This is a genomic window from Sphingopyxis terrae subsp. terrae NBRC 15098 (assembly GCF_001598815.1).
Lineage (GTDB): Bacteria > Pseudomonadota > Alphaproteobacteria > Sphingomonadales > Sphingomonadaceae > Sphingopyxis > Sphingopyxis terrae.
The window spans coordinates 16,268-37,019 of the sequence record NZ_BCZQ01000003.1; the positions used below are offsets into that span (position 1 = coordinate 16,268).

Sequence of the window (20,752 nt, forward strand, 5' to 3'; positions counted from 1 at the left end):
GCCGGTAAGCCTGCACCCATGTTCCCGAGCAGGACCAGGGCCGAGATCCACAATATCCATGCGAGCTGCGTGGCAGCGGGCAATGGCGGCGTCCTGATTCTCGGCAATTCGGGCCAAGGCAAGTCGGATCTTGCGCTCCGCCTGCTCGACCGGGGTGCGCGGCTCGTCGCCGACGACCGCTGCGACATCTGGTACGAGCGCGGCCGCCTGTGGTGCCGTCCGCCCGAAAATCTGGCCGGAAAGCTTGAAGTGCGCGGCATCGGCATCATCGAGCGGCCATGGACCGCCCCGGTTCCGCTGGCTCTCGCGGTCCGGCTTACCGACCATTATGATCGCATGCCCGCGGTGAATCAGGTCGAAATGGTTGTCGGCCATCCCCTACCCGCACTGCTGCTTTCGGCCTTCGAAGTATCGGCCCCGATCAAGATATTGCTCGCGCTCGAACGGCTGGCACCGGCTGCATGAGCGATCCCGCCGCGCCGCGTCTGCTGCTCGTCACCGGCCTTTCGGGCGCCGGCAAATCGACCGTGCTCAAGGTGCTGGAAGACCTGGGGTGGGAGGTTGTCGACAATCTGCCGCTCGCGCTGCTCGACGCGCTGATCGACGCACCGGTGCAGCGCAGCGCGGCGAACCGGCCGATCGCGGTGGGCATCGACAGTCGCAGCCGCGGTTTCAAGCCGGCGCTGCTCGTCAAACGCATGAAGGAATTGCGCGAAGCGGGCGGGCGCGACATGCAGACGCTGTTCCTCGATTGCGCAGGTGCCGAACTCGAACGGCGCTTTTCGGAGACGCGCCGCCGCCACCCGATGGCGGAGGACCGCCCCGCCGCCGACGGCATCGCGCGCGAACGCGAGATGATGGAGCCGCTCCGCCGCTGGGCCGAGCATGTCATCGACACGACCAACTATACGAGCAACGATCTGCAGCAGGAGGTGCGCCAGCGCTTCGGCGGCGGCGGCGACGATGCGCCGGTGCTCAACATATTGAGCTTCGGCTTCGCGCGCGGGTTGCCGCGCCACGCCGATCTGGTGTTCGACATGCGCTATCTGCGCAATCCGCACTGGGACGCGGCGCTGCGCCCGCACACCGGGCTCGACCCCGACGTCGCCGCCTATATCCGCACCGATCCCGCTTATGAAGCGACAGTGGCGCAGATCGAAACCCTGCTCCTCACCCTGCTGCCGCGCTACCGCGCCGAAGGGAAAAGCTATGTCACCATCGCCTTCGGCTGCACCGGCGGGCGCCACCGTTCGGTCCATGTCGCCGATCGTGTTGCTCGAACGCTACGCGCCGCGGGTCACGAGCCCACGGTGACCCACCGCAACCTTGACTCGGCCCCGCAAGATGGGCTTGAGGGCAAGCCCCCGCCCGCATCTCCCGCACCCGGCGGACAAACATAAGGGTCTCGCTTTTCATGCCCACCGATAAAGCCCTGCCGCTGCTCGGAATGGTTCTCGTCACGCACGGCCGCCTCGCCGAGGAAATGGTGACGGCGATGGAACATGTGGTGGGACCGCAGCGCGCGGTGGCGACGGTGTGCATCGGCCCCAATGACAATATGGAAGTGCGCCGCGGCGAAATTGCCGAAGCGATCCAGCGCGTCGACGAAGGGCGCGGGGTCGTCATACTGACCGACCTGTTCGGCGGCACCCCGTCGAACCTTGCCATCAGCCTGCTGGAAAGCGGGCGAACCGAAGTCATTGCCGGCGTCAACCTGCCGATGCTCATCCGGCTGGAAAGCGCGCGCAAGACGATGGACCTGCGTGCCGCGGTGATCGCGGCCAAGGAAGCAGGCCAGAAATATATTTCCGTCGCATCGGAAATGTTGGGGGTGGGGCCATGAACCAGATCAGCGAAACGGTAGAAATCACCAACCAGCGCGGTCTGCACGCCCGCGCCAGCGCCAAGTTCGTTACCTTCGTCAGCCGCCTGCCCGAAACCGTGTCGGTCGAGGTCGAAAAGGGTGGGTCGCGCGTATCGGGATCGTCGATCATGGGATTGATGATGCTGGGCGCGGCGAAGGGCGACAGCATCACCATCCACACCAGCGGCGACGGCGCCGAAGCCGCGATGCTCAAGCTCGTCGGGCTGGTCAAGGACAGCTTCGGCGAGGACTAGATACGCTCCTCCCTTCTGCCGCATCCCCGAGCGAAGACGAGGGGACATGGCGAGCGAAGTCGAGGCAAGGACATTGCGGGTTCTCGCTTCGCTCGAAGGGGCCCCTCGTCTTCGCTCAGGGAGACGGAATCCCAAGGAACACCAGAGTTGACCCATCTCCGTTCCCGAATCGAAAGCCTGTCGAACCCGCTCGTCAAGCGGATGCGGCTGCTGCGCGAAAAGCGGCATCGCCGCGCCGAGGGGCTGTTCCTGGCCGAAGGGCTGCGCATTGCGACTGAAGCGCGCGAGGCGGGCATATTGCCGCGCTGGCTGTTTCTGGCCGAAGAGGGCGCCGCGCACCCGCTCGCGCGGGCGCTGATCGACGCGACGCTGGCGAGCGGCGGCGAGGTGATCGACACGACGCCGGCGATCCTCTCCAAATTGTCGGGCAAGGACAATCCGCAGACCGTCGTCGGCATCTATGCCGAGCCGCGGACTGCGCTATCCGACCTCGATCGCGACGCGGCGCCGATCTGGCTGGTTGCCGAACGGCTGCGCGATCCCGGCAATCTGGGCACCATGCTGCGTACCGGCGACGCGGTCGGTGCCGGCGGGTTGATCCTGCTCGGCGAATCGACCGATCCCTATGGCGTCGAGGCGGTGCGCGCGAGCATGGGGGCGATCTTCACCCAGCGGCTGGTGCAGGCCGAATGGGACGAGTTTCTGCCCTGGCTGCGCAGCGGGCGCGGCGAACTGGTCGCAACCTGGCTCGGCGACGACACCAAGGATTATCAGGCGGTGCGTTATGCCGCCCCCACCTTCATCCTGATCGGCAATGAATCGCAGGGCCTGCCGCAAGCCTATGCCGAAGCCGCCGACGTGCGCGTAAAAATGCCGATGATGGGCAAGGCCGACAGCCTGAACGCGGCCGTTGCGGCCGCGGTCATGGCCTATGAAGTGCTGAACCAGCAGCGAAGCTGAACGCTGGCCATGCAACCTGTTCAGCGGCCGGCCATTGGACCCGATGTACCCGCCGCTGCGAAAGGATCTGTCATGAAAATGTTGCTTGTCCCCGCCCTAACCGCCGCAGCGACGCTTGCCGGCTGCGCTGCCACCGGCACCGGACCCGCGACGCCCGCTCCGCCGACCGAGGCCTATATGGCGCTGGGTACCGAGCCGGGCTGGACGCTGGAAATCACGCCCGCGCGCCTCGCCTATAATGGCGATTATGGCGCGACGCGGATCGCGGTCGCCAACCCCGGCGCGCGGCCGAGTTTCAACGGCGAGCGCTATGTGACCGACCGGCTGACCGTCGATGTGACGCACAGCGCGTGCAGCGACGGGATGAGCGACCGCCGGTATCGCGACACGGTGACCGTCACCGCCGACGGCAAGACGGTTAAGGGCTGCGGCGGTGCGATCTTGCCGGCCGCCGATCTTACCGGCACCCGCTGGACCTTCGTGTCGATTGGCGGCACGCCGGTCGCCACCGATCGCCCCACCGACCTCGCCTTCGAGGGAGAACGGATGAGCGGCAGCGCGGGCTGCAACCGCTTCGGGGGCAGCTATGCCGTCGAGGACGGCGTGCTGACCGCAGGACAGCTTGCGGCGACGCTGATGGCTTGCCCAGGCGCCGGCATGGCGCAGGAACGCGCCTTCTTCGACCTGATGAAGACGCCGGTGCGGCTGAGCTTCCCGTCCGACGGCACGATGGTGCTGATCGGTGAAAGCGGCCAGACGGCGGTGCTGAAGCGCGTGATCTGACGCGCCATATCGCCTCCGCCCGAGCGGGGGCGATAGGTCATTCGCTCGCGTCGTTCACCGCAGCCGGTGCCGCCGCAAGCTTCGCCAGCGGCCGCGCCGCCTGTTCGGCAACGGGCAGCACGGGAATTTCCTTGCCGCCCGTCTCGACGTCGAGCGCCTCGAAACGCTTCGCCTGCGTCAGCACCTGGCTTTCGAAGCTGCCGACAAAGGCGTTGTAGGCGCCGGTCGCCTGATCGAGATTCTTGCCGACGCGCGCGATATGCCCGCCCATCGTCGCCATGCGCGCATAAAGCTCCTTGCCCAGCGCGGCGATCTCGCGCGCCTGCCCCGCCAGCTTTTCCTGCCGCCACACCGCCGCGACGGTGCGCGCGATCGCGATCAGGTTGGTCGGCGTAGCGAGCAGCACCTTGCGCTCGAAGGCATAATCCCAAAGCTCGGCATCATGATCGAGCGCGGCGGCGAGGAAATGTTCGCCGGGGACGAACATCACGACATAGTCGGGCGTGTCGTCGAACTGGTTCCAATAGGCCTTGGCGCCCAGCGTGTTGACGTGCGCCTTCATCGCCGCGGCATGTGCGGCGAGATGCGCGGTCTTTTCGGCTTCGTCGACCGCGCCGAACGCGTCCTGATAGGCGTTGAGCGACACTTTGGCGTCGATGACCAGGCTTTGCCCGCCGGGCACCTTGACGACGACGTCGGGACGCAGCCGCCCGCCCTCGCCATCGGCGACGCTCACCTCGGTCTGGAAATCGGCATGTTCGGACAGGCCGCAGCTTTCGAGCACATTGCGCAGCTGTTGCTCGCCCCAGCGGCCGCGCGCCTTGGGCGCGTTGCGCAGCGCGTTGACTAGCTTCGCCGCCTCGCTCGACACGCGCTCGGTCCCTTCGCGCATGGCGGCGATCTGGCCGTGCAGCAGCCCGAAGGCGTCGCGGCGTTCGGCCTCGACCTTGCCGACCGCCTCTTCATATTTGGCCAGCCGTTCGTGAACCGGCTGGAGCAGCGCCCTCAGATTCTGCCCCGCGCTTTCCTCGCTTTGGCGGAACCGCTGATCGGCGCGTTCGAGGAAGTTTTTCTGCGCCTCGCCCAGCATCGCCTGCCCGACCTCGCGGAATTGCGCGGTGAGCGCCGCCTGTGCCTCCTTGAGCTGCGCGACCTGCGCGTCATGCGCCGCGTCGCGCGCCTTTTGTTCGGCGAGCAGCGACGCGAGCTGGATATCGGCGGCCTTGCGCGCCTCCGCCTCGGCAGCGAGATCGGTGACGGCGACCCTGAACCGTTCGGCGAGCCCGTCGCGCTCAGCCTTGAGCCCGCCCGCCTGCCGTCCGGCGAACAGCCAGCCGATCACGGCACCGACGACAAGGGCAGCAACGACAGCGAGGAGCAGGGGCAGGGCCATCGGCAGAACATAGGACGAACGCAGCGCGCTTGGCTAGCCGCTAATTTAGCACCCCGATCCGCCGGAGGCTCCCTCGCCCGGCGCGTCAGCCCTTGTCATAGGCATTGCGGCCGCGCGTCGCGGTCATCCGGTGCGACGAGGCGAGCGCGAGGTCATGGCTGCGCACCGAACTGACGAAATGCCAGTCGGCGGTGACGCGCTCGGGCGTCAGCGCCACCGTCGCATAGCCGCGATCGCGCGTGTTCGCCCAGCGCAACTGCGGCGACGCGGCGCGCAGGGCGGCGACCCGAATATCGTCGGGGATGGCGGGCGTATAGCTTTCGAACCCCGGCGAGGTGACGCTGTGTCCGCCGACCTCGATCCCCGCCGGCCGGCCCCCATGCGTCAGGTCGAAGGCCCAGGCATTGTGACTGTCCCCCGACAGGGTGACAAGATTGGCGCCGGCGCGCTGCGCCGCGGCGAGCAGGCGGTCGCGCGCGGCGGGATAGCCGTCCCAGCTGTCCATGTTGAGCGGCAGCCCGGCCTTGGCGGCGAGCTGACCGATCTCCACCCGCCGCTGCACATAGTCGGGCAGGTCGGCGCCGAACCAGTTTTTCGATTCGGGCGGGGTGAACAGGCTGCCCATGACAATCTGCTGCGCGCAGACCTGCCAGCGCGTGCCCGATTTCGCCGATGCCGCGAAGCCGTCGAACAGCCATTTTTCCTGCTCGCTGCCCAGCAATTGCCGCGCCGGGTCGCGATAGCCGGTTTCGGCAAATTGCTTGAGCGCGGCGGCCGCGTCGCCCTTGTCGGCAAGGATGTCGCCGATCTCGAACTGCTTGTCGCGCGCGGTGATGCGCGTTTCGGGCAGGAAGATCGTCGCCAGATCGCCGACCTGATAGCTGCGCCAGCGCGCGCCGCCGACCGGCATCCATTCGTCATAGGCGCGCATGGCGGCGGCTTCGCGCGCGCTCCAGTCGCCCTCGTCGGGCTGGTGATTTTCGGCCCCGCCCTTCCAGGTGTCATTGGCAAATTCATGATCGTCCCACTGCGCGACGATCGGGAACAGCTGGTGAAGGCGCTGCAAATCGGGGTCGCTGCGATAGGCGGCATAGCGTAGCCGGTAATCGGCGAGCGCGATCAGCTCGTTTGATGGCTGGATCAGGCGGCCGGGCACCGCCTCTTTCGCCGACGGATAGGTGCCGACCTTATATTCGTAGAGATAATCGCCCACATGGACGACCAGATCGATATCCGAACGGGCGGCGGCATGGCCGTAGGCGTTGAACCAGCCGAACGGCATGTTCGCGCAGGAGAACAGCGCCAGGGTGAAGGCACCCGCCGCCCCTTCCGGCAAGGTGCGCGTGCGCCCCGTCACCGACATCGTGCCGTCGGGCGCGACGAAGCGATAGAAATACCAGCGGCCGGGCTCGAGACCGTCGACGTGCAGCTTCGCGGTGTGATCCGCATCGCCGGCGGCGGTGACGCTGCCGCCACCGACGATTCGGACGAAGTCGGCCGTGTCCGACACCTCGGCCGTCAGCGCGGTGTCGGCCGCAGCGGCATAGCGCGTCCACAGCAGCACCGACCGCGGACCGGGCTCGCCGCTCGCCACCCCGTGGGTGAAGCCCTGTGCCGCCATCGCCTGCGCCGCGCCGGGCAAGGCCATTGCGGCAAGCCCTGCCGTGCCGAGCTTCATCAGCAGGCGGCGATCCATTTCGGCCCAAAGCTGGTGCATCGTTTTTCCTCCCGTCTCGCCGGGTCTGTGCCCGGCTTTCATGACAATTATGCGCTCACCCGCTCATACCGAGCGCGAGCAACAGCAGCATGAAAGCGATGACCGCGAACAGGCTGAAGAATAGCAGCAGGGTCGTCCGGGCAAGCGCGCCGACGCGCGACGAGCGATAGGCGCCGCGAAGCTGGCGATACATGTGGAACGGGACATAGAGCATCGCGAAGAAGGTCGCGAGATCGCCCAGCACCGTCAGATTGAGCAGCCGCACCACGACGAAGAGCAGCAGCATGAAGCTGATCGAATAGGTGACGAAGACGAAATGATCATAGGTGTGGAAACGCCGGCTGAACGGATAGAGCAGCCACATGAAGGGCAGCGACAACGGGATCAGCGCCCAGGCGAATTTATAGGCGTTGGCCTGCAATTTATAGAGAATCAGCGCGGGGTTCGCGAACGCCTTTTGCAGACCATGGTCGATGAAAGGCACCCCCGTATCGACCTTGTTGCGCGTGACGAAATCGGCGCTGGTCTTCACCTGATCGACCGGGTTGTCGAGAACCGGCGGCCCCGCGGCGCGGTCGGCGGTGCGCTCATCCTTGCTGCGGCTGCGCGCAATCCCCAGATAGTCGGCGCTTTTCTGAAGCGTGGCGCGTTCGTCCTGCAATTCCTTGCGCTGCGCCGCGGACAGATCTTTTTTCGCAAGTTCGGTATCGATGCGGTCGACCTCGACCTGCATGCTGTCCTTGATCGCGGCCGATCGCGTCTGTTCGGCCGCGGCCTTGTTCAGTTCCTCCCCGACGCCGCCCCCCGCGCCGACCATCGCCAGCACCGCATAGGTCAGGAAAACCGCAAACAGGAACAGCGCCAGCGGCGAAATGAAGCTCGCCCGCTCGCCGTGAATGTAGCGGCGCGTCAGATCGCCGGGCCGCCATGTCAGGAGCGGCAGCGTGTTCCACAGCTTGCCCTCGAAATGAAAGATGGCGTGAACCAGATCATGCCCGATCGCGCCGAAGCTGCGATGGACATCGGCCTTCTGCCCGCAGCGGTGGCAGTGCGAGCCGCGAAGTACCGTCCCGCAATTCAGACAGCGGGCGCCCGCGTGCGCGCTGCCGTCGCCGTGTCCCGGCTCGATCGCGCCGCCCGCAAGCCCCGCCGTGATCGCCGCCCCGAATGCTTCGATGTCCCCGCTCATGCGCCCTGACTAGTGGGGTGAATGACCTCGTGCAACGGGGCTTTCGGGAATCACGCCAAAAGTGATATTGGCCCGTCGCATGAACGCTGAAACCTCCCTCACCCTCGGCGACGCGCCGCGCCTGAACGATGCCGATGCGCTGATCGCCGACATGGGCGCGCGCGCGCGGCTGGCGGCGAAGGCGCTCGCGGTCGCGACGACGGCCGAAAAGGCAAAGGCGCTGCGCGCGGCTGCGGCCGAGCTGCGCATGCGCGGCGCGGCGATCCTGGATGCCAATGCGCGCGATATGGAGGCGGGACGCGAAGGCGGCCTGTCGTCGGCGATGCTCGACCGGCTGCGCCTCGACGAGAATCGGCTCGCCGCGATTGCCGACGCGGTCGAGGCCGTCGCCGCCTTGCCCGACCCGGTCGGCGCCGAAATCGACCGGACCGTGCGCCCCAACGGCATGACGCTGGCCCGCGTGCGCGTCCCGCTCGGCGTCGTCGGCATCATCTATGAAAGCCGCCCCAATGTGACCGCCGATGCCGCCGCGCTGGGGCTGATGTCGGGCAATGCGGTGATCCTGCGCGGCGGCAGTGAGGCTGTGCACTCGAACCGCGCGATCCACGCCGCGCTCGCGGCGGGTCTCGCCCAAACCGGACTGCCCGCCGATGCCGTGCAACTGGTGCCGACACAGGATCGCGCCGCGGTCGGCGCGCTGCTCCGCGCGCAGGGCCTGATCGACATCATCATTCCGCGCGGCGGCAAGGGGCTGGTAGCGCGCGTGCAAGACGAGGCGCGCGTACCCGTGCTCGCGCATCTCGACGGGATCAATCATCTCTATATCGACGGCGCCGCCGATCCGGCCAGGGCAGTCGATCTTGCGGTCAACGCCAAGATGCGCCGCACCGGCGTCTGCGGCGCGACCGAAACGATCCTGATCGACCGCGCCTATCCCGCGCCGCTTGCCATCGTCGACGCGCTGATCGCCGCGGGCTGCGAAGTGCGCGGCGATGCCGCCATCGCGGCGCTCAGCCCGCATGTAACACCGGCGAGCGCGACCGATTGGGACTGCGAATATCTCGACGCGATCGTCTCGATCGCCGCGGTCGACGGGATCGAGGGCGCGCTGTCGCATATCGACACCCATTCGAGCCGCCACACCGACGCGATCGTCACCGAGGATGTGGCGACCGCCGAGCGGTTCCTGTCCGAAGTCGACAGTGCGATCGTCATGCACAACGCCTCGACGCAATTCGCCGACGGCGGCGAGTTCGGCCTCGGCGCCGAGATCGGCATCGCCACGGGACGCCTCCACGCGCGCGGCCCCGTCGCGCTCGAAGGGCTCACCACCTATAAATGGCTGGTGCGCGGGAGCGGACAGGTTCGACCCTGACCCGCCCGCTCACCACCGGCCTCCTCGGCGGCAGCTTCAATCCCGCGCATGGCGGGCACCGCGCGATCAGTCTGAACGCGATCGATGCGCTGGGGCTCGACGAGCTGTGGTGGCTCGTTTCGCCCGGCAATCCGCTCAAGGCGCAGGCGGGCATGGCGCCGCTTGCCGCCCGGTTGGCCTCGGCGCAGCGCATGGCGCGCCGCGCGCCGATCCGCGCCACCGCGATCGAGGCCGAACTCGGCACGCGCTATACGGTCGACACGCTGCGCGCGCTGATCCGTCGCTATCCGAATCGGCGCTTCATCTGGATCATGGGCGCCGACAATCTGGTTCAATTGCCCCGCTGGCGCGACTGGCGGGATATTGCGCGATTGATGCCGATTGCGGTTATCGCGCGTCCGGGCTATAATGGCCGCACCCATGCTGCAGAGGCGATGGGTTGGCTGCGGCGCTTTGTCCGGCCCGCGGACCAGAAACGTCTTTGGACAGACTGGAGACCGCCTGCCCTCGTGTTCCTGCGTTTTTCGCCCGATGTGCGATCCGCAACTGCAATACGGCAGGCCAACCCCCGCTGGTTCGAAAGCTATGCAGGCCGCGCGCTGCGCGACCCTGTCACGCATTCGCGGCTGGCCATGGATGAAAGGAATGAAACCGCTTGATAGCCGCCAGTAAGGATGCCGCGCCCGGCGCCGCGTCCGCACCCAAGTCTTCGGACGACAGCGTGGAAAGCCTCCACGCGCTGATCCTTCACCAGCTGGACGAGGATCAAGCCCAGGAAACCATTTCCATCCCGCTTGCCGGCAAGAGCAGCATCGCCGATCATATGGTGATCGCGAGCGGTCGGTCGACGCGCCATGTGTCGGCAATCGCCGACAAACTGGCGCAGCGGATCAAGCAGGAAACGGGCCGGCCGGTCCGCGTCGAGGGGCTGCCCAATGCCGATTGGGTGCTGATCGACGCCGGCGACGTGATCGTCCACCTGTTCCGTCCGGAGGTTCGCAGCTTCTATAATCTCGAACGCATGTGGTCGTTCGGCGATGCACCGCCGGTTGCCGCGGTAAATTGACGCCTTTGTTCTGTTCGGCCTAAAGCCCGAACAGAAGCGGCACCAGCCCGCTCCCCCGCCCGGCCTCCCCGACGATAGTGGCCTGTGGGAGGCCGGGCGGGGGAGCGGGCTGGTGCCGCTTTCACCGAAGGTGAACGAAGACATCATGTTGCTGCACATCATCGCGCGGGGCCGGATCGGGCGCGGGCCCGAGGCCGAACTGGTCGAGCGTTATATGAAGCGCGTGACCTGGGCGCAGAAGATTTCGGAACTTCCCGACACCGGCGGCCGCGTGCCCGCCGCACCTGTCGGCAGTCGTACCGTGCTGCTCGACGAAGGCGGCGAACAGATGTCGTCGCTCGAATTCGCCAAACTGCTGGAAAAATGGCGCGACGGCGGCGTGCGCGAGGCGCGATTCTGCCTTGGCGCCGCGGACGGCTTCACGCCCGACGAGCGCGAGGGGGCCGACAAGGTCATCGCCTTCGGCCGCGCAACCTGGCCGCATCTGATGGCGCGCGCGATGCTCGCCGAACAATTATGGCGCGCCACCAGCATCGTCGCCGGCCACCCCTATCACCGCGAAGGTCGCCAATGAGGGCCGCCTTGCTTGTCGTCGCCGCCTTTGCGGCGATCACCGGCGGCGCGCTGGCGCTGGCGCAGAGCGACGTTTTCGATCCCGCCGCGATTGCGGCGCGCGAGCGCCAGCAACTGCTGACCGCCAAGGCCCAGTCGGCCGCGGCAATGCGGCGAAGCGCGGTGCTCGAAGCGCAGGCAAGCGCCGCGCGCGACGAGGCCGACCGGCTTAAGAAGCGCAGCGCCGCCCTCGCCGCGCGGATCCAGTCGGCCGAGGCCGATATCGACGCGGCAGAGGCGCGCGTCGCGCTGGTCAGTCGCCGCCTTGCCGATCAACAGACGCGGCTCGCCGAACAGCAGCAGCCCCTGCTCGCGCTCACCGCATCGCTCCAGCAATTGAGCCGCCGCCCGCCGGTGAGCGTGCTCGCGCAGCCGGGCTCGCTGCGCGACATGGTCCACGCGCGCGCCGTACTCGACGCGGTGATGCCGGTGATTCAAGAGCGCACCGCGGGAGTCCGGCAGGAACTCGCGCGGCTGCGCACGACGCAGCAGCAGCAACGCGTCGCGCTGCAGGCGCTTTCGGCAAGCAAGGCACAGCTTGCCGAGCGGCGGGACGCGCTGACGCGGCTCGAGAATGAAGGCCGGCTGCGCTCGCGCGACCTGATGAGCAGCGCGCAGCTCGAAGCCGACCGCGCGCTTGGTCTCGGCGAAAAGGCGCGCGACATCGTCGATCTGATGGACGCGCTGGAGGCCGACGCGGCGGTGCGCGGCGAACTCGCCGATCTGTCCGGGCCGCTTCCGCGCCCCGCCGATCCCGCCAGCGCGGCACCGCAGGCCGCGCCCGTCGCGCCGGCCGCAAGCCGCGACGCGGACCTCGGCGCGGGCGCCTATCGCCTGCCGGTCGTCGGGCGCATCGTTGCGGGGCTCGGCGAAGTGAATGACAGCGGCGTCCGCTCGCGCGGCATCACCGTCGCGACGCAGCCCGGCGGTCAGGTGGTCGCCCCCGCGGCGGGTCGCGTGAGCTTTGCCGGCGATTATCGCGGCTATGGCAAGATCGTCATCATCGACCATGGCGGCGGCTGGACATCGCTGATCACGGGAATGATCGCGCTGTCGGTTTCGGTCGGCGACACGCTGGACGCCGGGGCGCCGGTGGGCCGCGCCGGGTCCGACGACAGCCGCATCACGGTCGAACTGCGCCGCGCCGGGCGCCCGGTCGATCTGGTCGCGATGCTTGGCTGACGCCGCCGCCGTTAACGCGCCGTTCGGGCGACCTTTGCTAGGGCGATCGCGCGCTTGACGCCGATGCAAAGGCATTGGACGATGGCTCGCCGGGGATTATAGTGCGGCCTATTCCGCGTGACTGAAAGACATCCATGACCGAATCGACCAAGACTCCCGCCTCCCCGAAGCGCCGCTTCGCCTTCTGGCAGGGGGCTGCCGCGCTCAGCACGCTGGCTCTCGTGCCGCTCGCAACCGGCGCGATGGCGACGGTCGATTCGAAGACCACCGAGGAAATCCAGCGCTTCATGGACGTGTTCCTGGAAGTGAAGGCCAATTATGTCGAACCGGTCAGCGACGACAAGCTGATCGAAGGCGCGATCAACGGCATGCTTGCCAGCCTCGATCCCCATTCGGGCTACCTCGACGCGCGCGACTATTCGACGCTGCGGACACAGACCGATGGCGAATATGGCGGCCTGGGCCTGTCGGTGACGATGGAGGACGGGGTGGTCAAGGTGATCGCGCCGACCGCCGACACACCGGCCGACCGCGCAGGCATCAAGGCCGGCGACTATATCACCCATATCAACAAGCAGCTCATCTTCGGCATGACGCTCGACGAAGCGGTCGAACAGATGCGCGGCCGTCCCGGCACCGAAGTCGAGATTACGGTCGTGCGCGAAGGCCAGGACAAGCCGATGGAGCTGACCCTGAAGCGCGAGATCATCGACGTGAAGCCGGTCAAATGGGAGGTGAAGGACGATGTCGGCGTGCTGACCATCGCCAGCTTCTCCGCCGATGCGGGTCGTGATCTGCGCGCCGCGATGGTCGCGGTCGAAAAGTCGCTCGGCCACAAGCCGCGCGGCTGGATCGTCGATCTGCGCTCGAACCCCGGCGGCCTGCTCGATGAGGCGGTGAGCGTCAGCGACGTCTTCCTCGACCGCGGCGAAATCGTCTCGCAGCGCGGGCGCCGCAAGAACGACATCGAGCGTTTCTTCGCCGAACCCGGCGACCTTGCGCAAGGCGCGCCGCTGATCGTGCTGATCGACGCCGGGTCGGCATCGGCGTCCGAAATCGTCGCCGGCGCGCTGCAGGACCAGCACCGGGCGCTGATCATGGGCGAGCGCAGTTTCGGCAAGGGGTCGGTGCAGACCGTGCTGCCGCTGACCGACACGACGGCGCTGCGCCTGACGACGGCGCGCTATTACACTCCGTCGGGTCGCAGCGTGCAGGAAGGCGGGATCGAGCCCGATATCCGTGTGCCGCAGCTGTCCGACCCCGATTACAAGGACCGTCCGCGCTTTCGCGAAAGCGACCTGCGCCGCCATCTGATCAACGAGAAAAAGGTCGACAACAGTCTGCTCGAAAAGGACGAGAAGGACGATCCGCGCTTCACCGCCACCGCCGAGGAGCTGAAGGCCAAGGGCATCGAGGATTATCAGCTCTATTATGCGCTGCAGACGATCGGTCGCATCGGCCCGTCGACTTCGCGTATGGCGCAGGCGACCAAGCCCGCCGCCAAGCCGACGACGCGCAACTAAGAGGGGCTGACCGACGATGCGAATTTCGCGTTACGCCGCGCCGCTTGCCGCGCTTACCATCCCGCTGGCGCTCTATGGCGGCGCGCTGGTGTCGCAATTCGGCTTCGGACTCCACCCGTGCGAGATGTGCTACTGGCAGCGCTGGCCGCATCAGGCGGCGATCGTGCTGGCGGCGCTGGCACTGCTGCTCTCCCGCAATACGGCGGCGATGCGCGGGCTGACCCTGCTCGCCGCAATCGCCATCGCGATCAGCGGCGTCATCGGCGTCTTTCACGCCGGGGTCGAATATGGCTTCTGGGAAGGGCTGACGACGTGCAGCACCGGCGTCAGCGGACCGGTATCGCTCAGCGACATCATGGCGGCGCCCATCACCCGCTGCGACGTCCCGCAATGGACGCTGCTCGGTGTTTCGCTCGCCGGTTTCAACGCGATCTTCTCGCTCGCCGGCGCGGCGTTCGTCTTGACCTTGCTGCGCCGCCGTCCCACATCGGCGGCATGATGACAGCTGACCGCAAAACGGCCTCGATGATCCGCGTCGATCAGGCAGGCGAATATGGCGCGACGCGCATTTATGCGGGTCAGCTCGCGGTGATGGGCGACCGCCATCCGATGGCGCGCGAGATCGCGCATATGGCCGAACAGGAAGAGCGGCACCGCAAATTTTTCGACGCGATGGTCGCGCGCCGCGGCGTGCGCCCCACGGCGCTTCAGCCCTTCTGGAACGTCGCGGGCTTCGCGCTCGGCGCCGTCACCGCCGCGATGGGGCCGCGCGCCGCCATGGCCTGCACCGCCGCCGTCGAGACCGAGATCGATCGCCACTATCGCGAACAGCTCGATACGCTGGGCGACAGCGACCCCGAACTGAGCGCAGCGGTTGCCGATTTCCGCGCCGAAGAGCTGGAGCATAAGGAAGCGGCGATTGCCGCGGGGGCCGAAAGCGCGCCCGCCTATCCGTTGCTCAGCCTCGCGATCCGCGCGAGCTGCCGCGCAGCCATCGCGCTGTCGAAGCGTATCTGATAGGGTTCCACGGGGAAAGCCTGACCGTTCAGCGCGGATGCAGGCAGCGGGTGGCAAGTCGCCCGAAACGAAAAGGAAATAACGATGACCCGCCTGCCGCTTGCCATGCTGATCCTCGCCGGGGCAGCGATCGCCCAGCCCGCCGCCGCGCAAGATACGGGGCCGGTGGGCCCCGCGAATGAGAAGATCAATCAGGTCATCGTCTATGGCAACGACAAATGCCCCGAGGCGAATGGTGATGAAATTCTGGTCTGCGCCGTGCTGCCCGAAGGCGACCGTTACCGTGTCCCGCAGATTTTCCGTGGCGGCGACCCGCTCGACCCGCGCAACGAAGCCTGGGTCAACCGGGTCGTATCGCTCCAGCGCGTCGGCCGCTTCGGCACCGACAGCTGTTCGCCGGTCGGGCTCGGCGGCTTCACGGGCTGCACCCAGCAATTGCTCGCGGGCGCGAAGGCCGAGCGGCAGGCGGCCGACAAGACCGACTGGCAGGCGATGATCGCCGACGAGCGCGCCAAGCGCCTCGCCGGGATCGACGCTGCCGCCGACACGGTCGAAGCAGCCGTCGTCGCCGAGGAAAAGGCGCTGGCCGACCGGCAGAAGCAGGCCGAAGAGACCGCGCCCGCAACCGACGCACCGGCAACCGACAATCCCGACGCCGAACCGCTGCCGGTCCCCCCGCCGCGCTGATTTGCGGCACGGCGCGCGGCGCGCGCCTCTCTCAACTGCTATCTTCGACTCGGGCAGAGTTCGCCCTCGCGACCGGGGCTGACGGGGCGCGCCTTCGCGCCCGGCACCCTGCGAAACAACCGAATCTGCGGCAATATCAGCCGTCGGACCCGATTTTGTTGCGATTCTGCGGTGAATCGAACCCGAAAATTAACGAATCGCTGGCAACCTGTCTTGACTTGGGAATTTTCGGCTGAAAACTTCGCATTTATGGGAATCGCCAGCCGGGGAGGCTGAAAAACAACATGGCATCGACCTTCGAACCGCGCCTCTGGCGCCGCGCCACCGCCAGCGTTCCACCGGCACGCAGTCTGGGTCGACGCATGACCTGGCACGCCGCCGCCGCGCTGATCGTTTTTGCGGCCCTCCAGGTCTGGCTGGTGATGAGCGCGGTTTCGGCCGGCGCCCCGTCGATGCTGGCGGTCGTGTCGCTGATCGTCGTCCTTGCGCTCGCGCTTCCCGTCGCGCGCTCGACCGAGCGGCGCTGGTATCATCTGAGCCGCCAGGCGCTGGCAAGCTGGGGGCTGCACGCGCGCTTCCGCCGCGATGTGCGCCGCCTGTGGGTTGCCGCGATCACCCTGCCCTTCTTGTGGGTCAGCGGTGCGATGGCGGCCACCGATGCCATCGCCGCCATCGCGCGCTGAAGCGCACGTCATCCGACTTTGATTTTGACGCCCCGCCGCGCGCCGTATAGGGCGCGGCCATGCTGAGTGTTTCCGAAGCCCTCGACCGCGCGCAAATGCTGTGCGCCGCCGCGACCAAGGCGGGCGCCGACGCCGCCGACGCGCTTTACTATTGCAATGCCGCGACCTCGGTCTCGATGCGGCTCGGCGCGCTCGAGGATGTCGAGCGGTCCGAGGGGCAGGATATCAGCCTGCGCGTTTTCGTCGGGCAGCGCAGCGCCAGCGTCTCGACCGCCGACATGGATGCCGCCGAACTGGCGAAGCTCGTCGAGCGCTGCGTTGCCATGGCACGCGAGGCTCCCGAAGATCCCTATGCGGGCCTTGCCCCCGCCGACCGCCTGTTCACCGGCCCGGTCCCCGATTTCGATCTCGACGACGGCAGCGAAGCCGATCCCCAGGCGCTGCGCGAGGCCGCGCTGGCGGTGGAGGAGGCCGCGCGCGCCGTCGCCGGCGTCACCAACAGCGAAGGCGGCAGCGCGAGCCACAGCCGCACGCGCTTCGCGCTCGCGACGAGCCATGGCTTCGCCGGCGGCTATGGGTCGAGCGGGCACAGCCTGTCGGCGAGCGTCATCGCCGGCGAAGGTGCGGCGATGCAGCGCGATTATGGCTGGCACAGCGCGCATCATCTGTCCGACCTCGAAAGCGCCGCCGAAATCGGCGCGCGCGCCGGAACCCGCGCCGTCGCGCGGCTGAACCCCGGCAAGGCGCCCGTCGGCAAGGTGCCGGTCGTCCTCGATCCGCGCATCGGCAGCAGCATCGTCGGCCATCTGCTCGGCGCGATCGCCGGCCCCGCGATCGCCCGCGGCACCAGTTTCCTGCTCGGCAAGGAAGAACGGGCGCTGTTCGACAGCGCAATCGTCGTGCGCGACGAACCGCATCGTCCGCGCGGGCTGCGCAGCCGGGCCTTCGACGGAGAGGGCCTGCCGACGGCCGCGCGCGATATCGTCGCCGATGGCCGCATTACGGGGTGGCTGCTCGACACCGCGTCGGCGAAGCAGCTCGGGCTCGAACCGACCGGCCATGCGAGCCGCGGCGGCGGCGCGTCGGGGGTCTCTGCCAGCAACCTGCATCTCGCGGCCGGGTCGATCACGCCCGACGCGCTGATCGCCGACATCGACCGCGGCGTCTATATCACCGAACTGATCGGCCAAGGTGTCAACCCCGTGACCGGCGATTATAGCCGCGGCGCGTCAGGTTTCCTGATCGAGGGGGGGCAGATCGCCGGCCCGATCGCCGAATTCACGATCGCGGGCAATCTGATCGACATGTTCGCCGCGCTGGTCCCCGCCGACGATCTGGTCTTCCGCCACGGCACCAACGTGCCGACGTTGCGCATCGACGGCATGACCGTCGCCAGCAGCTAGGCCGGCCGCCCGATGCCCGCGCGCAACCTGGAAGCCGTGATCGCCGCGACGCGCGAGGTCGGCGACATGGCGATGGCGCGCTGGCGCGGCGAGGGCAAGGCGGTCAATGTCTGGCACAAGTCGGAGAATAATCCGGTCAGCGACGTCGATCTGGCGGTCGACGCCCGGTTGAAGGCGGTTCTCGGCGCGATGGTGCCGGAGGCCGGATGGCTTTCGGAGGAAACCGCGGACAACAGCGACCGGCTGTCGCGCCGTTTCATGTGGTGCGTCGACCCCATCGACGGCACCCGCGACTTCATCCGCGGCCGTCCGGGCTGGGCGGTGTCGGTCGCTCTGGTCGTCGACGGCGCTCCCGAAATCGGCGTGCTCTACGCGCCAGCGCTCGACGAGCTTTGGGTCGCCCGCAAGGGTCAGGGCGCGACGCTCAACGGCGAAACGCTGCGCGCCAGCCGCCGGATGATCTTCAACGGATCGCGCGTTCCCGCCGACAGCCTGCCCAAGATCGACCGCGACCTCATCATGGTGACAAAACCCAACAGCATCGCGCTGCGCATGGCGCTGGTCGCCGACGACCGCGCCGATCTGGTCGCGACGCTGCGCTGGGGTTTCGAATGGGACGTCGCCGCCGCGGCGCTGATCGCGACCGAGGCCGGTGCGACTGTCACCGACGCCTTTGGCGAGCCGCTCGTCTTCAACACGCCGCGCGCGCAGGCCTTCGGTGTCATCGCGAGCGCGCCGGGCATTCATGGCGCGGTCGTCAACCGGCTCCACGACCGCGCGGTGGCGCTGACCGCCGACGATTGAGGCGCGCCCCGGCAGGCTGCAAAAGCCGCCGCTTCGCTTGACAATTCGCCCGACTCACCCTAATTGCCGCTGCATTCCAACACCCTGACCGGACGGCGAAACGCTCAGCGCGTCTTCGTGGTCCGTTTTTTGCGTTGGAAAACAGACGCTTTGAGATAGGGCTCGTTTGCCAGCGAACCCTGTGGAGCAGGAGAAAGAACAGATGGCACGTATCGCGGGCGTAAACCTGCCCACCAACAAGCGCGTAATCATCGCGCTCACCTACATCCACGGCATCGGCCGCAAGACCGCCGTCGACATCGCCGACAAGCTCGGCATCGACCACACCCGCCGCATCCAGGACCTGTCGGACGCCGAAGTCCTGCAGATCCGCGAAACGATCGACGCCGACCTCACGGTCGAGGGTGATCTTCGCCGCAACACGGCGATGAACATCAAGCGCCTCATGGACCTCGCCTGCTATCGCGGCCTGCGTCATCGCAAGGGCCTTCCGGTCCGCGGCCAGCGCACGCACACCAATGCGCGCACCCGCAAGGGCAAGGCCAAGCCGATCGCCGGTAAGAAGAAGTAAGAGCAGAGATTCGTCCGGGGGACGGATTTCCTTATTTCTCCGCCGGAGGTCGCCATCGCACTGGCACCACCGGTCGTTTTCAGGATTTAGGGTTTAGGAATTCAAAATGGCTCGTGAACCGCAGCGCCTTCGTCGGCGCGAACGCAAGAATATCTCGTCGGGCGTCGCCCACGTCAACGCGACCTTCAACAACACGATGATCACCATCACCGACGCGCAGGGCAATGCGATTGCCTGGTCGAGCGCCGGCATGATGGGCTTCAAGGGCAGCCGTAAGTCGACGCCCTATGCCGCGCAGGTTTGCGCCGAAGACGCCGGCAAGAAGGCCGCCGAACATGGCGTCCGCACGCTGGAAGTCGAAGTGAAAGGCCCCGGCGCCGGTCGTGAATCGGCGCTGCGTGCCTTGCAGGCGGTCGGTTTCCACATCACGTCGATCCGCGACGTGACGCCGATCCCGCACAACGGCGTACGTCCGGCCAAGCGCCGCCGCGTCTGACGTTTCCGGACTGGCGGTCTTCGGGCCGCTCTGCCGTCACCATATCTAACGCAGGACAGGCTCGACCCGCCCCGCCCGTCCCGCCCAAAGCAAAGGGAAGTCCATGACTGTCAATATCCGGAACTGGCAGGAATTGAAGAAGCCCAGCAACCTGGAAATCAAGGCTGGAAGCGACAGCAAGCGCAAGGCCACCTTCGTGGCCGAACCGCTCGAACGCGGCTTTGGCCTGACGCTTGGCAACGCGCTGCGCCGCGTGCTCCTGTCGTCGCTCCAGGGTGCGGCCATCACGTCGATCAAGATCGAGAACGTCCTGCACGAATTCTCGAGCCTGGCCGGCGTGCGCGAGGACGTGACCGACATCGTCCTCAACGTGAAGCAGATCGCGCTCAAGATGGAAGGCGAAGGCCCGAAGCGGCTGCAGCTTTCGGCGACCGGTCCCGCGACCGTCAAGGCCGGCGACATCATGGTGTCGGGTGACATCAAGGTGATGAACCCCGATCATGTGATCTGCCACCTCGACGACGGGGCGACGCTGAACATGGAACTCGTTGCCGACACCGGCAAGGGCTATGTTCCCGCGACGGCCAACCGTCCGGCCGACGCGCCGATCGGCCTGATCCCGGTCGATTCGCTCTACTCGCCGGTGCGCCAGGTCGCCTACAAGGTCGACAATGCCCGCATCGGTCAGGAACTGGACTATGACAAGCTGTCGCTGACCGTCGATACCGACGGCACCGTGACCCCGGAAGATGCCGTCGCCTATGCCGCGCGCATCCTCCAGGACCAGCTTCAGGTCTTCGTCCACTTCGAAGAAGCGATGAACGACAGCGGCCTCATCGGCATGGCGGCTCCGTCGGCTTCGACCGAGGAATCGGACGTCAACCAGCTCAACCGCTTCCTTCTCAAGAAGGTCGACGAGCTCGAACTGTCGGTCCGTTCGGCCAACTGCCTCAAGAACGACAACATCATCTACATCGGCGACCTGGTCCAGAAGACCGAGGCCGAGATGCTCCGTACGCCGAACTTCGGCCGCAAGTCGCTCAACGAGATCAAGGAAGTGCTCTCGTCGATGGGTCTGCGCCTCGGCATGGACATCCCCGGCTGGCCGCCGGAAAACATCGAGGAAATGGCCAAGAAGCTCGAACAGGAGCTACTGGGTTAAGTCCCGAACTG

General features: G+C 67.1%; 24 protein-coding genes. 21 read left to right on the forward strand and 3 right to left on the reverse strand.

All coding sequences use genetic code 11. The features are described 5' to 3' along the window. Positions 1-18: 18 nt before the first annotated feature. The 6 genes from STE01S_RS00140 (at position 19) to STE01S_RS00165 (ending at position 3,861) form a co-directional block, all read left to right on the forward strand. A complete protein-coding gene (locus STE01S_RS00140; RefSeq protein ID WP_003040343.1) occupies positions 19-465 on the forward strand; it encodes an HPr kinase/phosphorylase in 447 nt (148 codons plus the stop codon). Beyond that, entirely contained in the window at positions 462-1,400 is a 939-nt protein-coding gene (gene rapZ / locus STE01S_RS00145; protein WP_003040345.1) for an RNase adapter RapZ, read from the forward strand. Before STE01S_RS00140 ends, rapZ begins: the two co-directional genes overlap by 4 nt. Positions 1,401-1,438: 38 nt before the next feature. After that, positions 1,439-1,843 carry a PTS sugar transporter subunit IIA gene (locus STE01S_RS00150; RefSeq protein ID WP_040589359.1) on the forward strand — a complete coding sequence of 135 codons (405 nt, stop codon included), beginning with the start codon at positions 1,439-1,441 and terminating at the stop codon, positions 1,841-1,843. After that, on the forward strand, positions 1,840-2,118 hold the full coding sequence (locus tag STE01S_RS00155; RefSeq protein ID WP_003040349.1) for an HPr family phosphocarrier protein: 279 nt from the start codon (positions 1,840-1,842) through the stop codon (positions 2,116-2,118). The genes STE01S_RS00150 and STE01S_RS00155 overlap by 4 nt, the downstream gene beginning before the upstream one ends. A 147-nt stretch (positions 2,119-2,265) precedes the next feature. Then, complete coding sequence (locus STE01S_RS00160; RefSeq protein ID WP_082813167.1) at positions 2,266-3,078, forward strand: TrmH family RNA methyltransferase; 813 nt, start codon at positions 2,266-2,268, stop codon at positions 3,076-3,078. Between the two features lie 72 nt (positions 3,079-3,150). Then, positions 3,151-3,861 (forward strand): META domain-containing protein, encoded by a 711-nt coding sequence (locus STE01S_RS00165; RefSeq protein WP_062763898.1) that lies wholly within the window; start codon positions 3,151-3,153, stop codon positions 3,859-3,861. Positions 3,862-3,898: 37 nt separating this feature from the next. Here STE01S_RS00165 and STE01S_RS00170 read toward each other — a convergent pair whose 3' ends face one another. The 3 genes from STE01S_RS00170 to STE01S_RS00180 form a co-directional block, all read right to left on the reverse strand. Next, positions 3,899-5,254 (reverse strand): DNA recombination protein RmuC, encoded by a 1,356-nt coding sequence (locus STE01S_RS00170; RefSeq protein WP_062763900.1) that lies wholly within the window; start codon positions 5,252-5,254, stop codon positions 3,899-3,901. An 85-nt stretch (positions 5,255-5,339) separates the two neighbouring features. Then, on the reverse strand, positions 5,340-6,971 hold the full coding sequence (locus tag STE01S_RS00175) for an alkaline phosphatase D family protein (protein WP_062764523.1): 1,632 nt from the start codon (positions 6,969-6,971) through the stop codon (positions 5,340-5,342). 55 nt (positions 6,972-7,026) lie between these two features. Beyond that, the gene (locus STE01S_RS00180) at positions 7,027-8,160 is read right to left on the reverse strand and encodes a DUF3667 domain-containing protein (RefSeq protein ID WP_003040363.1); all 1,134 of its coding nucleotides are present in this window, start codon (positions 8,158-8,160) and stop codon (positions 7,027-7,029) included. 79 nt (positions 8,161-8,239) lie between these two features. Between STE01S_RS00180 and STE01S_RS00185 the strand changes: the two genes are divergently transcribed. The 15 genes from STE01S_RS00185 to STE01S_RS00255 all read left to right on the forward strand — a co-directional run bounded on the left by STE01S_RS00185 (position 8,240) and on the right by STE01S_RS00255 (position 20,741). Beyond that, positions 8,240-9,535, forward strand: coding sequence for a glutamate-5-semialdehyde dehydrogenase (locus tag STE01S_RS00185; protein WP_062763902.1), 1,296 nt, complete (start codon positions 8,240-8,242; stop codon positions 9,533-9,535). Beyond that, positions 9,499-10,194 (forward strand): nicotinate-nucleotide adenylyltransferase, encoded by a 696-nt coding sequence (locus STE01S_RS00190; RefSeq protein WP_120694120.1) that lies wholly within the window; start codon positions 9,499-9,501, stop codon positions 10,192-10,194. Before STE01S_RS00185 ends, STE01S_RS00190 begins: the two co-directional genes overlap by 37 nt. Further along, positions 10,191-10,601, forward strand: coding sequence for a ribosome silencing factor (rsfS, locus tag STE01S_RS00195; protein ID WP_003040371.1), 411 nt, complete (start codon positions 10,191-10,193; stop codon positions 10,599-10,601). The genes STE01S_RS00190 and rsfS overlap by 4 nt, the downstream gene beginning before the upstream one ends. A gap of 145 nt (positions 10,602-10,746) precedes the next feature. Continuing rightward, a complete protein-coding gene (locus STE01S_RS00200; protein ID WP_003040374.1) occupies positions 10,747-11,175 on the forward strand; it encodes a 23S rRNA (pseudouridine(1915)-N(3))-methyltransferase RlmH in 429 nt (142 codons plus the stop codon). After that, the gene (locus STE01S_RS00205) at positions 11,172-12,395 is read left to right on the forward strand and encodes a murein hydrolase activator EnvC family protein (protein WP_062763904.1); all 1,224 of its coding nucleotides are present in this window, start codon (positions 11,172-11,174) and stop codon (positions 12,393-12,395) included. Before STE01S_RS00200 ends, STE01S_RS00205 begins: the two co-directional genes overlap by 4 nt. 134 nt (positions 12,396-12,529) lie before the next feature. After that, entirely contained in the window at positions 12,530-13,918 is a 1,389-nt protein-coding gene (locus tag STE01S_RS00210) for a S41 family peptidase (protein ID WP_058813107.1), read from the forward strand. Between the two features lie 16 nt (positions 13,919-13,934). Next, positions 13,935-14,417: a disulfide bond formation protein B gene (locus tag STE01S_RS00215; RefSeq protein WP_062763906.1), complete on the forward strand. Its 483-nt coding sequence runs from the start codon at positions 13,935-13,937 to the stop codon at positions 14,415-14,417. Next, positions 14,414-14,935 carry a demethoxyubiquinone hydroxylase family protein gene (locus STE01S_RS00220; protein ID WP_062763908.1) on the forward strand — a complete coding sequence of 174 codons (522 nt, stop codon included), beginning with the start codon at positions 14,414-14,416 and terminating at the stop codon, positions 14,933-14,935. Before STE01S_RS00215 ends, STE01S_RS00220 begins: the two co-directional genes overlap by 4 nt. Before the next feature lie 84 nt (positions 14,936-15,019). After that, positions 15,020-15,622, forward strand: coding sequence for a hypothetical protein (locus tag STE01S_RS00225; RefSeq protein WP_058813104.1), 603 nt, complete (start codon positions 15,020-15,022; stop codon positions 15,620-15,622). A gap of 284 nt (positions 15,623-15,906) precedes the next feature. Then, positions 15,907-16,305 carry a hypothetical protein gene (locus tag STE01S_RS00230; RefSeq protein ID WP_003040391.1) on the forward strand — a complete coding sequence of 133 codons (399 nt, stop codon included), beginning with the start codon at positions 15,907-15,909 and terminating at the stop codon, positions 16,303-16,305. 59 nt (positions 16,306-16,364) lie between these two features. Further along, a complete protein-coding gene (locus tag STE01S_RS00235; RefSeq protein ID WP_062763910.1) occupies positions 16,365-17,708 on the forward strand; it encodes a TldD/PmbA family protein in 1,344 nt (447 codons plus the stop codon). Between the two features lie 12 nt (positions 17,709-17,720). Further along, positions 17,721-18,512: an inositol monophosphatase family protein gene (locus STE01S_RS00240; protein WP_062763912.1), complete on the forward strand. Its 792-nt coding sequence runs from the start codon at positions 17,721-17,723 to the stop codon at positions 18,510-18,512. 202 nt (positions 18,513-18,714) lie between these two features. Continuing rightward, a complete protein-coding gene (gene rpsM, locus STE01S_RS00245; protein WP_003040400.1) occupies positions 18,715-19,083 on the forward strand; it encodes a 30S ribosomal protein S13 in 369 nt (122 codons plus the stop codon). 106 nt (positions 19,084-19,189) lie between these two features. Then, positions 19,190-19,579: a 30S ribosomal protein S11 gene (rpsK, locus tag STE01S_RS00250; RefSeq protein WP_003040416.1), complete on the forward strand. Its 390-nt coding sequence runs from the start codon at positions 19,190-19,192 to the stop codon at positions 19,577-19,579. Positions 19,580-19,682: 103 nt separating this feature from the next. Further along, positions 19,683-20,741, forward strand: coding sequence for a DNA-directed RNA polymerase subunit alpha (locus STE01S_RS00255; protein ID WP_003040418.1), 1,059 nt, complete (start codon positions 19,683-19,685; stop codon positions 20,739-20,741). Positions 20,742-20,752 lie beyond the last annotated feature (11 nt).

Excerpts from the sequence above, each read along its gene's own strand:
- STE01S_RS00190 (WP_120694120.1), top strand. The coding sequence starts at position 9,499 with ATGGCTGGTGCGCGGGAGCGGACAGGTTCGACCCTGACCCGCCCGCTC.
- STE01S_RS00200 (WP_003040374.1), top strand. The coding sequence starts at position 10,747 with ATGTTGCTGCACATCATCGCGCGGGGCCGGATCGGGCGCGGGCCCGAG.
- STE01S_RS00215 (WP_062763906.1), top strand. The coding sequence starts at position 13,935 with ATGCGAATTTCGCGTTACGCCGCGCCGCTTGCCGCGCTTACCATCCCG.
- STE01S_RS00175 (WP_062764523.1), bottom strand. The coding sequence starts at position 6,971 with ATGCACCAGCTTTGGGCCGAAATGGATCGCCGCCTGCTGATGAAGCTC.
- rpsM (WP_003040400.1), top strand. The coding sequence starts at position 18,715 with ATGGCACGTATCGCGGGCGTAAACCTGCCCACCAACAAGCGCGTAATC.
- STE01S_RS00140 (WP_003040343.1), top strand. The coding sequence starts at position 19 with ATGTTCCCGAGCAGGACCAGGGCCGAGATCCACAATATCCATGCGAGC.
- STE01S_RS00180 (WP_003040363.1), bottom strand. The coding sequence starts at position 8,160 with ATGAGCGGGGACATCGAAGCATTCGGGGCGGCGATCACGGCGGGGCTT.
- STE01S_RS00165 (WP_062763898.1), top strand. The coding sequence starts at position 3,151 with ATGAAAATGTTGCTTGTCCCCGCCCTAACCGCCGCAGCGACGCTTGCC.
- STE01S_RS00170 (WP_062763900.1), bottom strand. The coding sequence starts at position 5,254 with ATGGCCCTGCCCCTGCTCCTCGCTGTCGTTGCTGCCCTTGTCGTCGGT.
- STE01S_RS00235 (WP_062763910.1), top strand. The coding sequence starts at position 16,365 with ATGCTGAGTGTTTCCGAAGCCCTCGACCGCGCGCAAATGCTGTGCGCC.
- STE01S_RS00185 (WP_062763902.1), top strand. The coding sequence starts at position 8,240 with ATGAACGCTGAAACCTCCCTCACCCTCGGCGACGCGCCGCGCCTGAAC.
- STE01S_RS00155 (WP_003040349.1), top strand. The coding sequence starts at position 1,840 with ATGAACCAGATCAGCGAAACGGTAGAAATCACCAACCAGCGCGGTCTG.
- STE01S_RS00210 (WP_058813107.1), top strand. The coding sequence starts at position 12,530 with ATGACCGAATCGACCAAGACTCCCGCCTCCCCGAAGCGCCGCTTCGCC.
- STE01S_RS00205 (WP_062763904.1), top strand. The coding sequence starts at position 11,172 with ATGAGGGCCGCCTTGCTTGTCGTCGCCGCCTTTGCGGCGATCACCGGC.
- STE01S_RS00220 (WP_062763908.1), top strand. The coding sequence starts at position 14,414 with ATGATGACAGCTGACCGCAAAACGGCCTCGATGATCCGCGTCGATCAG.
- rpsK (WP_003040416.1), top strand. The coding sequence starts at position 19,190 with ATGGCTCGTGAACCGCAGCGCCTTCGTCGGCGCGAACGCAAGAATATC.
- STE01S_RS00240 (WP_062763912.1), top strand. The coding sequence starts at position 17,721 with ATGCCCGCGCGCAACCTGGAAGCCGTGATCGCCGCGACGCGCGAGGTC.
- STE01S_RS00230 (WP_003040391.1), top strand. The coding sequence starts at position 15,907 with ATGGCATCGACCTTCGAACCGCGCCTCTGGCGCCGCGCCACCGCCAGC.
- STE01S_RS00225 (WP_058813104.1), top strand. The coding sequence starts at position 15,020 with ATGACCCGCCTGCCGCTTGCCATGCTGATCCTCGCCGGGGCAGCGATC.
- STE01S_RS00255 (WP_003040418.1), top strand. The coding sequence starts at position 19,683 with ATGACTGTCAATATCCGGAACTGGCAGGAATTGAAGAAGCCCAGCAAC.
- rapZ (WP_003040345.1), top strand. The coding sequence starts at position 462 with ATGAGCGATCCCGCCGCGCCGCGTCTGCTGCTCGTCACCGGCCTTTCG.